Source organism: Streptomyces sp. NPDC088350 (assembly GCF_044753545.1).
Taxonomy (GTDB): domain Bacteria; phylum Actinomycetota; class Actinomycetes; order Streptomycetales; family Streptomycetaceae; genus Streptomyces.
Window position 1 is genome coordinate 29,297 of record NZ_JBIVNL010000002.1, and the last position, 12,520, is coordinate 41,816.

The following is a 12,520-nucleotide window of genomic DNA, read 5'->3' on the forward strand; positions in this document are numbered from 1 at the left end:
GTGCCTTAGGAGTAATCAGGCAGAGGGCTTACTGTGGCCCGCTATTGCTTGTGGTGTGACAGTGAATCTCGCCGAGGACCGCGTGGCCGCTCCCGTACAGCAGGCCCGCCCGGCCCGTCGGGTCGTCCTGGAGATCGTGAAGTTCGGGATCGTCGGCGGCAGCGGCGTCCTGGTCAACTTCGCGGTCTTCAACGCCCTGCTGCACGGCCTGCGCTGGCCCGCGATGCTCGCGACCGTTCTGGCCAGCTGCGTCGCGATGGGCGCCAACTACCTCGGCTTCCGCTACTACACCTACCGCGACCGCGAGGCCCCCGGCGCCCGCCGCATCGCGCTGTTCTTCGCCTTCAGCGGCATCGGCGTCCTCATGGAGAGCGGACTCTTCTACGTCGGCTACCACGGCCTGGGCCTCCACGGTCCGCTCGAGGTGAACGTCGTGAAGGCCCTGTCGATCGTGCTCGCGTCCGCGTTCCGCTTCCTGGTCTACCGCACCTGGGTGTTCCAGGACGAGGAACTCTGACCTTTCAGGCGACCTGGCCCGCCGCGGCCGCGGCCGGGGTCTTGGGCTTGTCGGCGCCGCCCGTGAAGGCCTCGTACGCCTCCAGGACCTCCTCGGTCGGCCCGTCCATCCGCAGCTCGCCGCGCTCCAGCCACAGCACGCGGTCGCAGGTGTCACGGATCGACTTGTTGTTGTGGCTGACCAGGAAGACGGTGCCCGCGTGCTTCCGCAGCTCGCGGATCCGCTCCTCGGAACGCCGCTGGAACGACCGGTCGCCCGTCGCCAGCGCCTCGTCGATCAGCAGGACGTCGTGGTCCTTGGCGGCGGCGATGGAGAACCGCAGCCGCGCGCCCATTCCGGAGGAGTACGTCCGCATGGGGAGCGTGATGAAGTCGCCCTTCTCGTTGATCCCGGAGAAGTCGACGATGCCCTGGTAGCGCTCCTTGACCTGCTCCCGGGACATGCCCATGGCCAGGCCGCCGAGGTAGACGTTGCGCTCGCCGGTCAGGTCGCCCATCAGGGCCGCGTTGACGCCGAGGAGGGAGGGCTGGCCGTGGGTGTAGATGCGGCCGTTCTCGACGGGGAGCAGGCCCGCGACCGCCTTGAGGAGGGTCGACTTGCCGGAACCGTTGGTTCCGATGAGCCCGATCGCCTCGCCCTTGTAGGCGACGAAGGACACCTTCTTGACCGCGTGCACGGTGCGCACGCCCGCCGCCTTCTCGGCCTTCTCACGGCGCAGCATGCGGTTGAGGGCGGCGGTCGCGGAGCCGCGTCCGGCGCCGGTTCCGTTGACCCGGTAGACGATGTCGACGCCGTCGCAGACGACGGTGGGGATGGTGCTGTCGGCGGCCACGGGGGTCCGCTCGGTGTGGTACTCGATGGTCTGCTCAGCCACGGCCGTACGTCTCCTCAGCCTTCCAGAAGTAGATGAAGCCGCCGACTCCGGCGAGCAGCGCCCAGCCCGTCGCCGCCGCCCACACGTGAGGGGGGAGCTGGCTGGAGTGGAAGCTGTCGATCAGCGCGTAGCGCATGAGGTCGATGTAGACGGCTGCCGGGTTGGTCTCCAGGGCGATCGTCACCACGTGTGGCAGGTGGTCGCCCTTGGTCAGCTTGGAGATGCTCCACATGACGCCGGACAGGTACATCCAGGTGCGCAGCACGAACGGCATCAGCTGGGCGATGTCCGGGGTCTTCGCGCCCATCCGCGCCATGACCATCGAGACACCAGCGTTGAACATGAACTGCAGGAACAGTGCAGGGATCACGAGCAGCCAGGAGACGCTGATCGGCACGCCGAAGCAGATCAGGATGACGATGAGCGCGGCCATCGAGAACAGCAGTTGCTGGAGTTGCTGCAGCGCGAACGAGATCGGCAGCGCGGCCCGCGGGAAGTGCAACGCCCGGACCAGGCCGAGGTTGCCGGAGATCGCCCGGGTGCCCGCCATGATCGAGCTCTGCGTGAACGTCCAGATGAACACGCCCGTCACCAGGAACGGGATGTAGTCCGGCACGTGCTTCTTGGTGCCCAGCAGCACACCGAAGATGAAGTAGTACACCGCCGCGTTCAACAGCGGCGTCATTACTTGCCAGACCTGGCCCAGCTTCGCCTGGCTGTACTGCGCGGTCAGCTTGGCGGTGGCGAACGCGGTGATGAAGTGCCGCCGCTCCCACAACTGCCGCACGTACTCGGGCAGGGAGGGGCGGGCGCCGCTGACCGTGAGGCCGTGGCGGGCGGCGAGCGCCGCGAGGTCGTCTTCGTCGGCCGGAGCCGGCGAAGGGGGCGGTGTGTGGAGGACCTGGCTCACATCCGCTGCTTTCGCTCGGGGGAGGGGGGTGCGTGCGTCCGGCTGCCGTGTTCCGTTGCCCGGCGTTTCCTTACGCTTCTCTTTACGTTCTCTTACGTCGGGACGGGACCGTATCGTCGCAACGTGAGCGTAGGCCGATTCGGCGTCGGAACGCAACCGTTTCGTCGTCACGGATGTGATCGGGTCGTTAGGTTTGGGTGGGGACGGGACTGTTGCGTCGATACGCTCTGAGGGGCAGGTGTTGGTGTCGCCGGGTTGGTGCGGTTTCGGCGCGAGGACGCAACGGTTTCGGCGTGGCGACGGGTCTGTGGCGTCGTGGCGACGAGATGGTTGCGTCGTGGGGGCGGATCGGTTGCGTCGTCGGGACGGGCCGGTCGCGTCGCGAGGACGGGTCGGTTCCGTCGTTGCGACGGATCGGGTTCGTCCCGACGCGCCCGCCCGCCGCGGCCCAGCCCACCCGGGCGCCGCACCCGGACAGCGTGCGTCACGACGAAACCGTTTCGTCGCGACGTGCCACTCCGCGTCGGAACGCAACCGTTTCGTCGCAACGCCCCTATGCTTGGCCTATGACGACGAACGCCGACGAGCCCCAGACACGTCAGCGCCGCCGCACCCCCGCCGGGGCGGCCGTACTCCGTGAGGATGTGACGGAAGCCATTCGGGCGGCGGTCTTCGAGGAGCTGGCGGCGGTCGGATATGCCCGGATGTCGATCGAGGGGATCGCGCGTCGGGCGGGAGTGGGCAAGACGGCGGTGTATCGCCGCTGGCGGTCGAAGCTGCACCTGGTGCTCGACGTGGTGTCGGCGATCGCGGTGATGGGGCTGCCGACGCCGGACACCGGTTCGCTGGAGGGTGACCTCCGGATGCTGTACGAGGTGACGTCACGGGCGCTGCGTCACCCCGTCGCCTCGCAGATCATCCCCGACCTCCAGGCCGAGGCGGCCCGCAATCCCGAGATCGCCGACGCCATGCAGAAGGCGTTGCGCGAGGGCCAGGAGGGTGTGGCCAGCAAGATCCTCGCGGCGGCGGAGCGGCGTGGTGAGATCCGCCCCGGCATGGACGAGGACCTGGCCCTGGACCTGATCTCCGGTCCCCTGTACTGGCGTGCCGTGGTGATCCGCAGCCCGAAGCTGCCGAAGGGATACCTCGGGGCACTGGCCCGGGCGACCACGGAGGGGCTCAAGGCGTTGTAGACCTCGCCCGACCCGGCGAGTCAGCCGTCCCGTCGGTCCAACCCCCGCGCCAGCGCGCCGAGAGCCTCACCGACGGCGGAGCCGAGGACGGCACCCAGGACGCGTTCCGGTCTGGAACAGCCGTTCGCCGAGCCGGAGTTCATCAGGTCGCGCTCATCAAGCCCGCGCCGCCCCCGGATGCGACCGCACCCACCCCTCCCACGCCGACGTGATCATGTCCTGGACGTCGTGTTTGGCCTTCCAGCCGAGTTCGGTGGTGATGCGGTCGGCGGAGGCGACGACGCGGGCCGGGTCGCCGGGGCGGCGGGGGTGGACGGTCGGGGGGCGGTCGTAGCCGGTGGTCGCGTTGATGAGGTCGATCATCTCGCGGACCGAAACGCCTTCCCCGCGGCCGATGTTGAGGGTGAGGGCGCGGCCGGGGGAGGACTGGAGGGCGCGGGCCGCGGCGACGTGGGCCTCGGCGAGGTCCACGACGTGGATGTAGTCGCGGATGCAGGTGCCGTCGGGGGTGGCGTAGTCGTCGCCGAAGATGCGCGGGGGCGCGTCCTCGGTGAGCTTCTCGAAGACCATGGGGACGAGGTTGAGGACGCCGACGTCGGCGAGTTCGGGGGCGGCGGCTCCGGCCACGTTGAAGTAGCGCAGGGAGGCCGTGGACAGGCCGGTCGCGCGGCCCGTCGCGCGGACCAGCCACTCACCGGCGAGCTTCGTCTCGCCGTACGGCGACATGGGGACGCAGGGCGTCTCCTCGGTGACCAGTTCCACGTCCGGCATGCCGTAGACGGCCGCCGAGGAGGAGAACACGAAGGACGGGACGCCGGCCGCGGTCACCGCCTCCAGGAGGACGCGCAGGCCCTCGACGTTCTCCCGGTAGTAGTGCAGCGGCCGGTCCACCGACTCGCCTACCTGCTTCTTGGCCGCCAGATGGACGACTCCGGTGATGTCCTGGTCGGTGAGGGTCCTGGCGACCCGTTCCGCGTCCAGGGTCGAACCGACCACCAGGGGCACGCCGTCGGGCACGCGGTCGGCGATGCCGGTGGACAGGTCGTCGTAGACGACCGTCTGTTCGCCCGCCTCGGTCATCGCCCTCACGACGTGCGCTCCGATGTAGCCGGCGCCGCCGGTGATCAGCCAGGTCATGTGCGGCCGTCCCCTCCGTCACTGGATGTCGCTCGATCCGTGGTGGTGCGTCCCCCCACGCTCTCCGGGCTCAGTCAATCAGGCGCCGGTGTGCGCCGCGGTCAACGGCTGGGACTCCCCGTACGGGCCGGAGGGCCGCACGCGCGTGTGCGTCGTCGCCGGGAGCGGCCTCGACGAGCGCCACAGGCGGACAAAGGAGAGGACGGCCGCGGCGGCCAGCAGACCGTTGCGTACGACCATCAGGGCGCAGCCCGTCCACGTGCTGTGGATGACGTCGGCGTACAGGGCGGGGTACTCCACGGTGCTGACCGCGGTCGCCGCCACGATCAGCGCGGCCACCGCGCGCTGGGTGGTGTGCCGCGAGGTCAGGCAGACGGCTGCCAGGCCGAGCAGCCAGATCATGTACTGGGGGCTGATGACCCGGCTGGTCACGGTGAACAGCAGGACGGCGCTCAGCGCGGCGTCGTAGGGCGTCGCGTCGGTCCAGCGGCGGGCCCTGATCCGCCACAGCAGCAGGAACCCGAAGGCGACCGCCGTGAGCGCGAGGGAGACGTCGGCGACGGCGGTGACGTACGGCCCCGTGAACTCCATCGCGCCGTACCGGTAGTGCACCTGGCCCGCCCAGCCGGCGTGGGTCGCCAGGCCGAGGGCCGTGCCGCCGAGTGACTCGATCTGTACGCCCCTGCCGCCCTGTTGACGCAAGAAGGCGAAAGGATTGTTGAACAAAACCACGAGGATCATGAGCGACAAGGTCCCCGTCACCACGGCCGACGACCACACCGACCGCGTCGTCCGCCCCCTCGGCATCCCCAGCAGCACCAGCGCCGGCCACCCCTTCACCAGAGCGCCCAGCGCCGCGAACGCGCCGCACGCACGCGTGGAGCGCGACAACGTCAACAGGGAGATGACGGCGAACGCCGTGACCTGCACGTCGTAGCGGACGAGGGGGACGTGGAGGAGGAGCGGGAGGCCGCAGATCCAGTACGCGGCGCCGCGCAGGCTGCGGCCGGGGCGGGTGCCCGCGCGGGCCAGGGTCAGGGTGATCAGCGCGTCGGTGGCGAGGGTGAGGGCGACGAACGCCTGGAAGTACGTCAGGCCCGGAAGCAGCGCGGGGGCCAGGAGGACGGGCCCGGCGCCCGGCGGGTACTGCCACAGGGGGTCGTGCGCCGGGAACGCGCCGTGCGAGAGGACGCCGTACCAGTGGTGGTACAGGCGCCACACTTCGCGCGCGACGCCGCCCCGGCCGAGCAGGGGGAGGCTGTTGTGGGCGAGGAGGAGCAGCATCCCGGCGCGCGTGGCGAGCCAGGCGAGGGTGAGGGCGAGGAGGCGGTGTCTGCGGACGGCGTTCATCACAGCGGATCGTAAGCCGGGTGAATGCCGCAGCATTGCTAATACACCGTCAATCGTCGGTAAGAGCTTGCTAACAGTACAAAATCAGCCAGGTGGACAGCCAAGGTGAGGGTAAGTACGGGCGACGGACACGACCGGTGCGGCGGACGCGTGCGGGGATCGTGGCCGTGATCGTGCCGGTGGCCGTCATGCTCGCGCTGGGGCTGTGGGGCCTCGACCGCGGCGGCATGTGGGGCGACGAGGGCGTCACGTTCCTGGTCGGGCGGCGCACGGTGCCGCAGATCTGGCACCTGCTGCACGGTGTCGACGCGGTGCACGGCCTGTACTACCTCCTCATGCACGCTCTCCTCGTCATCCGTCCGGGTGAGGTGACCCTCCGCCTGCCGTCCGTCCTCGGCGCGGCGGCGACGGCCGGCCTGGTCGCCGCCCTCGGCGTACGCCTGGCCCGCCCCCGGGTCGGCCTCTGGGCCGGCCTCCTCTACGCGATCACCCCGCTGACCGGCCACTACGCCCAGGAGGGCCGCTCCTACGCCCTTGTCGCGGCGGGCGTGACCGGGGCGACGCTGCTCCTGGTGCGGGCACTCGAAGGGCGGTCCTGGTGGCCGTACGGCGCCGTCCTCGCCGCGACCTCTCTGCTGCACGAGTTCGCGGTCCTGGTGCTCTGCGCGCACGCGCTCACACTGGCGGCGGCGCGGGTGCCGAGGGCGGTGTGGGCCGGCTGGGGCCGCGCGGCGGGTGTGGTGGGCGGTGTCCTGCTGCCGCTGGCCTGGGTGTCCCAGCGGCAGTCGGGCCAGGTGGCGTGGCTGAGGGTGCCCGACCGGGACACGACGGAACGGCTCGCCCGGGACTTCCTCGCCGTCACCCCGACCGGAGTCGTCTTCTGGACCTCGGTCCTGCTGATCCTGGCCGGACTCGGCGCCGGACGCCTCACGTCGGTCGCCCTGCCGCTGCTGGTCGTACCGCCGGTGATCCTGCTGACTGTCTCGCAGTACCGGCCACTGTTCCACGAGCGGTATGTGCTGTACGCGCTGGCGGGGGCGCCGTTGCTGGCGGCGGCGGGGGCGGACCGGTTGGTCGGGGCGGTCGGTCGGCTGCGGCAGGGTGGCCGCCGTGTGCCGAGCGGTCGTCACGTGGCCGTCACCCCAGCGTTGGCCGGAGTCGAAAGACACCCCCAGAGACACCCCCAGAGACATCCCCAGAGACATCCCCAGAGACATCCCCAGAGACACCCCCAGTTGGTGGGCGCCCCGATCGCGAGTGCTCACCGCTCCGGAGCCGACCGTACGACCGGAGCCGCGAGCCGGCCGCCAAGTCCCCCGCGACCGCCTGCCCGCGCGACACCCCCCGCTAGGTGCTCACCGCACCGCGCCCACCTCGTCACCCTCGCCGGCGTCCTGGCCGTGGCCGTCCCCTTCCTCCACGGCCTGCCCGCCTATCGCAACGACCGTTCCGCGGCCCACCGCCCCGAGAATCTCGCCGCCGTCTCCGCCCTCGTCGGCAGTGAGATGCGGCCAGGCGACCCCGTGCTGTTCCTGCCGTCGTTCTGGAGGGTGACGGCGTTGGCGTATCCGGGGCCTTTCCGCGGTGTCCGGGACCTGGCGCTGGAGGAGTCGGGGGCGAGGTCCGGGACGCTCAGTGGGCGTGAGGTGGCCCCCAGGGAGCTGCGGGAGCGGCTCGCCGGTGTGGACCGCGTGTGGATCGTCGCGCAGTCGAATCTGCTGCCGTCCCGCTGGGTTCCCGGCGACCCGGCCGACCGGGTAAAACTCGACGTCGTGGACGGGGAGTTCGCGCGCCGGCAGGAGTATGTGCGCGGCCGGGTGAAACTCGCCCTCTACATCCGCCGCATGCCCCCGCAGCCGATGCGGCCGTTGCGGCCAGCGCCTGTGACTGCTCCAGCGCCTGTGACTGCTCCAGCGTCTACGACTGCTCCAGCGTCGCCGAGTCCAGCGCGCCCGTGAGTTCGTCGAGCCGTTCGCGCAGCGCGCGGATCTCGTCGATGTCGAAGCCGGTCGCGCCGACGATACGGCGCGGTACCTCAAGGGCGCGTTCGCGCAGGGCGACGCCCTCGTCGGTGAGCCGTACCTCCACCGAGCGTTCGTCGCGGGCGCTGCGCTCACGCCGTACCAGACCGGCCGTCTCCAGCCGCTTGAGCAGCGGGGACAGGGTGCCGGAGTCGAGCCGCAGGTGTTCGCCGAGCTTCTTGACGGGCAGTTCGCCGTGCTCCCACAGCACCAGCATCACCAGGTACTGGGGATACGTGAGTCCGAGATCCTTGAGGATCACGCGGTAGACGCCGCCGAACGCGCGCGACGCGGCGTTCAGGGAGAAGCAGATCTGCTGGTCGAGGCGGAGCCAGTCGGTGGTGGGGGTGGCGGCGGGAGTGGTGGTCATGGTTCCAGGATAGCGCGAGTGGGCCATTTAGTTGTGTGCAATTGAATTGTGTGCTCTACTTGTGGTCGTGAGGCGGTCCGGACACCCGGACCGGCCACCCCCGTAAAGACTTCCGAGAGGGATGGTTTCCATGGACGCGATCTACACCGCCGTAGCCACCGCGACCCACGGCCGTGACGGCCGCGCGGTCAGCAACGACGGCAAGATCGACCTTCAGCTCGGCATTCCGGTCGAGATGGGCGGCAACGGCCAGGGCACCAACCCTGAGCAGCTGTTCGCCGCCGGTTACGCCGCCTGTTTCGGCAGCGCCCTCGGCCTCGTCGGCCGGCAGGCCAAGGTCGACGTCACCGACGCCGCCGTGACCGCCGAGGTCGGCATAGGCAAGCAGGGCGAGGGCTTCGGCCTCAAGGTGACGCTGCGCGTCGAGCTCCCCGACACCGTGGACGAGGCGACCGGCCGCAAGCTGGTCGAGACCGCCCACCAGGTCTGCCCCTACTCCAACGCCACCCGCGGCAACGTCGAGGTCGACCTCGTCATCGAGTAGTTCCTACGACGCACGAGACCCCGGCGACGAGTGGTGAGCACCTCGTCGCCGGGGTCTCGTGCGTGTCCCCGCGTCACCGCACCGAGTGAGCCTGCTCCCCGAGCCCCTGCCCCTGCTCCCGCCCCTGTGCCTGGACCGGCACCGGAACGGCCGCCTTCCCCCGCACGACGGTCTCCAGCAGCAACGGCACCCCCACCACCGGCAGCAGCCACACCAGCACGATCAGCCGCCCGCCCCACACACTGATGTCCGGATGCGCGGCCTGCGTCAGAATCCCGGTGAACGCGGTCGCGACCAGGAACACCCCGAACGCCGGCCGCCGCAGCGCACCCCACACACCGGCGCCCAGCGCCGCCGCGAGCACCGGCTGCCACAGCTGCTGCCGGGTCCACTCCAGCCAGAAGTTCGCTTCCAGGTGCAGGAATTCGGGCCACAGCCGGGTGCGGTCGGGCCGCGCGTAGTGATCGGTGAGCAGGTCCTGGACGCTGTCGGTCTGGGACGGGTAGTGCAGGACACTCGCCAGGACCAGTGTGCCGAGCGCGGCGGCTCCGCCGAGCACGGCGACCGTCGTCAGCGCGCGCCCCGGAGCCCGCCCGCGCCGCCACCGTCCTACGGCGACCAGCGCGCCCGCGCCGGCCAGGCACAGTCCGAGGAACAGGGACTGCGAGTGCTTGACCGTGAAGAGCAGCAGCAGGGAACCGCCCACGAGGGTCGGACCCAAGCGCGTACGGCGCCCCTTCAGCACCAGCGCGCAGCCCCACAGCGCCGCCAGCGTCAGGGCCGTCATCAGCCCCTCGGTCATCGGCCGCATCGCGGTGGTCCCGCACGGCAGCACGTAGTAGAGGGCCTGTCCGGTCAGCGCGAGCGGCACGGACACGGACAGCGTGCGCAGGATCAGGAAGACGAGGATCCCGCCCGCGACCGTGAGGACGACGCTCGACGTCCACAGCCCCCAGACCGGACCGAGCGCGGTGACGAACGGCACGAGGAACACCGGGTATCCGGGCCGCACTTCGAAGATCCGCATGAACCGCTCCGACGTGAACGGCGTGATGAACCCGTCCGTCTGCCCCGCCCGCAGCCGCGCGTTCACCCCCCGCCACTCCGCGTCCCGGCACTTCTTCGCGACCCGCGCGGCGGGGTCCTTGCCGTGGAAGTTCAGCGGGTTCACGCTCTGGTCGCGCCGTGCCGTCGACCCCTGGCTCGCGCAGCTGTAGTCGATGGCGACGGTCGCGGCCTCGCGCTCGCTCGCACCGCGCAGACTCAGCGCGTACGACAGGTAGTTCTTGGTGTCGGGGGTGGCCCGGCCGGTGACGTTGGCGAGTTGGAGCACCGCGAACACGGCGGCCAGCACCAGCACCCAGGTGCGGGGCCTCATGAGGACGCCAACTGGTCGTGACCGGCGGCCGGGGAGGGGACCCGCGCACCGGATCCGGGCTGCGGCTGCCAGTCGTCCTCGCCCAGAAGCAGCGTCCGTACGACCCTCTCCGCGGCCCGCCCGTCGTCGAACTCGCAGTAGCGCGACCGGAATTCGCCCCGCAGCCGCCCCGCGTCCTCGTCCCGCCAGGCGCCCGAGGCGAACAGCCACGCCAACTCCCGGTAGGAACCCGACACATGACCCGGTGGCGCGGCGGTGACGTCGAAGTACGTGCCCCGGCTGGCCGCGTACGCCTCCCGGTCGTCGGCGTGGATGACGATCGGCCGGTCGAGGTTGGCGTAGTCGAACATCAGGGCCGAGTAGTCGGTGACCAGCGCGTCGGACGCCAACATCACGTCCTCCACGGACGGTTCGTCGGTCGCGTCGACGAGGACACCGCGCCGGTGCAGGTCCGCGAGGCCGAGTCCGCGCGCCGGGCCGGTCGCGAGGGTGGGGTGCAGGCGTACGACGAGGGTGTGGTCCGGGCCGAGGTCCTCGGCGAACCGGGCCAGGTCGAGGCGGTCGACGTGCCCGCCCCTGCTGTACTCGCGCCGGGTCGGCGCGTACAGCACGACCGTGTGCCCGGCGGGGATGCCGAGCCGTGCGCGAACCGCCTTACCCGCTTCGGGAGTTGCCCCGACGAGCACGTCGTTGCGCGGGCTCCCGGTCCGCACCGACGCGAAGTGACACGGATACGCCCGCTCCCACACCAGTTCCGAGTGCCGGTTGGCGACCAGGCTGTAGTCCCAGCGGTCGGCGCGGCGCAGCATCTGCGGTACGTCGACGCCGTAGCGGGCGCCGGGCTTGTCCAGCAGGTCGGCCGCCATGTACTTGAGCGGGGTGCCCTGGTGGGTGTGGATGTGGACGCTGCCGGGGCGCTTGGTGAGGGTGCCGGGCCAGTTGACGTTGTTCACGAAGTACTTGGCGCGCGCGGTGAGTTGGTGGTAACGCGGGGTGTTGAGGAGGACGTGTTCGACGTCCGGCGGCAACAACGCGGCCTGTTCCGCGTCCTGTACGACCCACACGCCCCGGAGCCGCGGGGCGATCTCCTTCGCCCTGTGGTAGACGGCGGCCGGGTCGCCGAGGACACCTCGGTGTGAAAAGGCCGAGTACACCACGAGGTTGGGGTCCAGTGGCCGGCGGGCGTGCAGCGCGGCCCAGCCGCCCTTGACCCGTCCGGCCCCCGACTTGCGTGCTTGCAGCGCCCGTACTTCGAGCTGCCGGGCGGCCCGCCCCGCCTGTCGCCCGACCCGGTACAGCGCGTAACCGCCCTCCAGGGAACGGCCTTCGGCGTCCACCGCCACGCCCGCCGGCTTGTACTTGGCGAACAGCTCGGCCGTACGGCGGAAGAACTCGGCCTTGTCGGACGGGGGCAGCCGGTCCGGCTTGCCGAGGATGTCGAGACAGTGCTCGCCCATCTTGCGATGCAGGTACGGGCGCCAACTCGCCAGGTCCGGGCGGGAGTCGACGAAGGCGAAGACCCGCTCGTACTGGTCGTGGATGTCGAAGTGCTTGCGGCTGGTGGTGGACAGGATGTTGCCCTGGCGCCGCTGCCGGTAGTTCAGGCAGATCCGGTCGAGGGTGGCGATCCGCTCCGCGCTGAGCAGCACCGGGAACGTCCAGGGCGTGTCCTCGTAGTAGCCCGGCGGGAACTCGAAGCCGTGCTTGTGCACGAACTCCCGGCGGTACACCTTGTTCCACACGACCATCAACAGGTCGAGGATCTCCGGGTGTTCGGCGACCGTGAAGGTGTCGTCGACCTCCGTCAGGACATGTGCGAGGACGTTGCGCCGGGTGCCGCCCCACCAGTAGGTGCGGGCGTAGTCGAAGACCAGGACGTCCGGGTCGCCGCTCGCGTCGAGCCGGTCGGCCATCGCGCGCAGGGCGCCCGGGGTGAGGGTGTCGTCGCTGTCGAGGAAGAAGAGGAAGTCGCCGGTGGCCAGGGGCATTCCGGCGTTGCGGGCACGCCCGAGACCGACGTTCTCCGGCAGGTGCAGCACCTGTACGCGCGGGTCGCGGGCCGCGTACTCGTCGAGGATCGCGCCGCAGCCGTCCGGCGAGCGGTCGTTCACGGCGATCACCTCGATGTCCCGGTAGGACTGCTCCAGGACCGAGTCGAGGCACTCGCGCAGAAAGCCCTGCACCTTGAAGACGGGGACGATGACGCTGAAGCGGGGCACTTCGGGT

At 70.5% G+C, this 12,520-nt stretch carries 12 protein-coding genes; 4 read left to right on the plus strand and 8 right to left on the minus strand.

All coding sequences use genetic code 11. The features are described from left to right. Positions 1–55 precede the first annotated feature (55 nt). Positions 56–517, plus strand: coding sequence for a GtrA family protein (locus ACIQBL_RS05345; RefSeq protein ID WP_401937114.1), 462 nt, complete (start codon positions 56–58; stop codon positions 515–517). 4 nt (positions 518–521) lie between these two features. On the opposite strand, the gene ACIQBL_RS05350 is transcribed toward ACIQBL_RS05345, so the two are convergent. Together ACIQBL_RS05350 and ACIQBL_RS05355 are read right to left on the minus strand one after the other, a co-directional pair. Continuing rightward, positions 522–1,391 carry an ABC transporter ATP-binding protein gene (locus ACIQBL_RS05350; protein ID WP_401937117.1) on the minus strand — a complete coding sequence of 290 codons (870 nt, stop codon included), beginning with the start codon at positions 1,389–1,391 and terminating at the stop codon, positions 522–524. Beyond that, a complete protein-coding gene (locus tag ACIQBL_RS05355) occupies positions 1,384–2,301 on the minus strand; it encodes an ABC transporter permease (RefSeq protein ID WP_401937118.1) in 918 nt (305 codons plus the stop codon). Before ACIQBL_RS05355 ends, ACIQBL_RS05350 begins: the two co-directional genes overlap by 8 nt. Positions 2,302–2,867: 566 nt before the next feature. On the opposite strand from ACIQBL_RS05355, the gene ACIQBL_RS05360 reads away from it, so the two are divergent. Further along, positions 2,868–3,494, plus strand: coding sequence for a TetR/AcrR family transcriptional regulator (locus tag ACIQBL_RS05360; protein WP_328682918.1), 627 nt, complete (start codon positions 2,868–2,870; stop codon positions 3,492–3,494). Between the two features lie 20 nt (positions 3,495–3,514). Here the strand turns inward: ACIQBL_RS05360 and ACIQBL_RS05365 are convergent, their stop codons facing one another. The 3 genes from ACIQBL_RS05365 to ACIQBL_RS05375 all read right to left on the minus strand — a co-directional run bounded on the left by ACIQBL_RS05365 (position 3,515) and on the right by ACIQBL_RS05375 (position 5,981). Continuing rightward, entirely contained in the window at positions 3,515–3,637 is a 123-nt protein-coding gene (locus ACIQBL_RS05365; RefSeq protein ID WP_401937122.1) for a hypothetical protein, read from the minus strand. A gap of 13 nt (positions 3,638–3,650) precedes the next feature. Next, on the minus strand, positions 3,651–4,631 hold the full coding sequence (galE, locus tag ACIQBL_RS05370) for a UDP-glucose 4-epimerase GalE (RefSeq protein WP_401937124.1): 981 nt from the start codon (positions 4,629–4,631) through the stop codon (positions 3,651–3,653). Positions 4,632–4,709: 78 nt separating this feature from the next. Then, a complete protein-coding gene (locus ACIQBL_RS05375) occupies positions 4,710–5,981 on the minus strand; it encodes a glycosyltransferase 87 family protein (RefSeq protein WP_401937127.1) in 1,272 nt (423 codons plus the stop codon). 188 nt (positions 5,982–6,169) lie between these two features. Here ACIQBL_RS05375 and ACIQBL_RS05380 point away from each other — a divergent pair, with 188 nt between their 5' ends. After that, positions 6,170–7,939: a hypothetical protein gene (locus ACIQBL_RS05380; protein ID WP_401938870.1), complete on the plus strand. Its 1,770-nt coding sequence runs from the start codon at positions 6,170–6,172 to the stop codon at positions 7,937–7,939. Here ACIQBL_RS05380 and ACIQBL_RS05385 read toward each other — a convergent pair. Next, entirely contained in the window at positions 7,899–8,372 is a 474-nt protein-coding gene (locus tag ACIQBL_RS05385; protein ID WP_401937129.1) for a MarR family winged helix-turn-helix transcriptional regulator, read from the minus strand. The two genes, ACIQBL_RS05380 and ACIQBL_RS05385, sit on opposite strands and share 41 nt — an antisense overlap. 130 nt (positions 8,373–8,502) lie before the next feature. Between ACIQBL_RS05385 and ACIQBL_RS05390 the strand changes: the two genes are divergently transcribed. Further along, positions 8,503–8,916, plus strand: a complete 414-nt coding sequence (locus tag ACIQBL_RS05390) for an organic hydroperoxide resistance protein (RefSeq protein WP_401937132.1) — start codon at positions 8,503–8,505, stop codon at positions 8,914–8,916. Between the two features lie 73 nt (positions 8,917–8,989). Here the strand turns inward: ACIQBL_RS05390 and ACIQBL_RS05395 are convergent, their stop codons facing one another. Continuing rightward, positions 8,990–10,294: a hypothetical protein gene (locus tag ACIQBL_RS05395; RefSeq protein ID WP_401937135.1), complete on the minus strand. Its 1,305-nt coding sequence runs from the start codon at positions 10,292–10,294 to the stop codon at positions 8,990–8,992. Then, the gene (locus ACIQBL_RS05400) at positions 10,291–12,513 is read right to left on the minus strand and encodes a CDP-glycerol glycerophosphotransferase family protein (protein ID WP_401937137.1); all 2,223 of its coding nucleotides are present in this window, start codon (positions 12,511–12,513) and stop codon (positions 10,291–10,293) included. The genes ACIQBL_RS05395 and ACIQBL_RS05400 overlap by 4 nt, the downstream gene beginning before the upstream one ends. Positions 12,514–12,520 lie beyond the last annotated feature (7 nt).

Coding starts and splice junctions, on each gene's coding strand:
- ACIQBL_RS05360 (WP_328682918.1), top strand. CDS start 2,868: ATGACGACGAACGCCGACGAGCCCCAGACACGTCAGCGCCGCCGCACC.
- ACIQBL_RS05365 (WP_401937122.1), bottom strand. CDS start 3,637: ATGAACTCCGGCTCGGCGAACGGCTGTTCCAGACCGGAACGCGTCCTG.
- galE (WP_401937124.1), bottom strand. CDS start 4,631: ATGACCTGGCTGATCACCGGCGGCGCCGGCTACATCGGAGCGCACGTC.
- ACIQBL_RS05375 (WP_401937127.1), bottom strand. CDS start 5,981: ATGAACGCCGTCCGCAGACACCGCCTCCTCGCCCTCACCCTCGCCTGG.
- ACIQBL_RS05380 (WP_401938870.1), top strand. CDS start 6,170: ATGCTCGCGCTGGGGCTGTGGGGCCTCGACCGCGGCGGCATGTGGGGC.
- ACIQBL_RS05385 (WP_401937129.1), bottom strand. CDS start 8,372: ATGACCACCACTCCCGCCGCCACCCCCACCACCGACTGGCTCCGCCTC.
- ACIQBL_RS05390 (WP_401937132.1), top strand. CDS start 8,503: ATGGACGCGATCTACACCGCCGTAGCCACCGCGACCCACGGCCGTGAC.
- ACIQBL_RS05395 (WP_401937135.1), bottom strand. CDS start 10,294: ATGAGGCCCCGCACCTGGGTGCTGGTGCTGGCCGCCGTGTTCGCGGTG.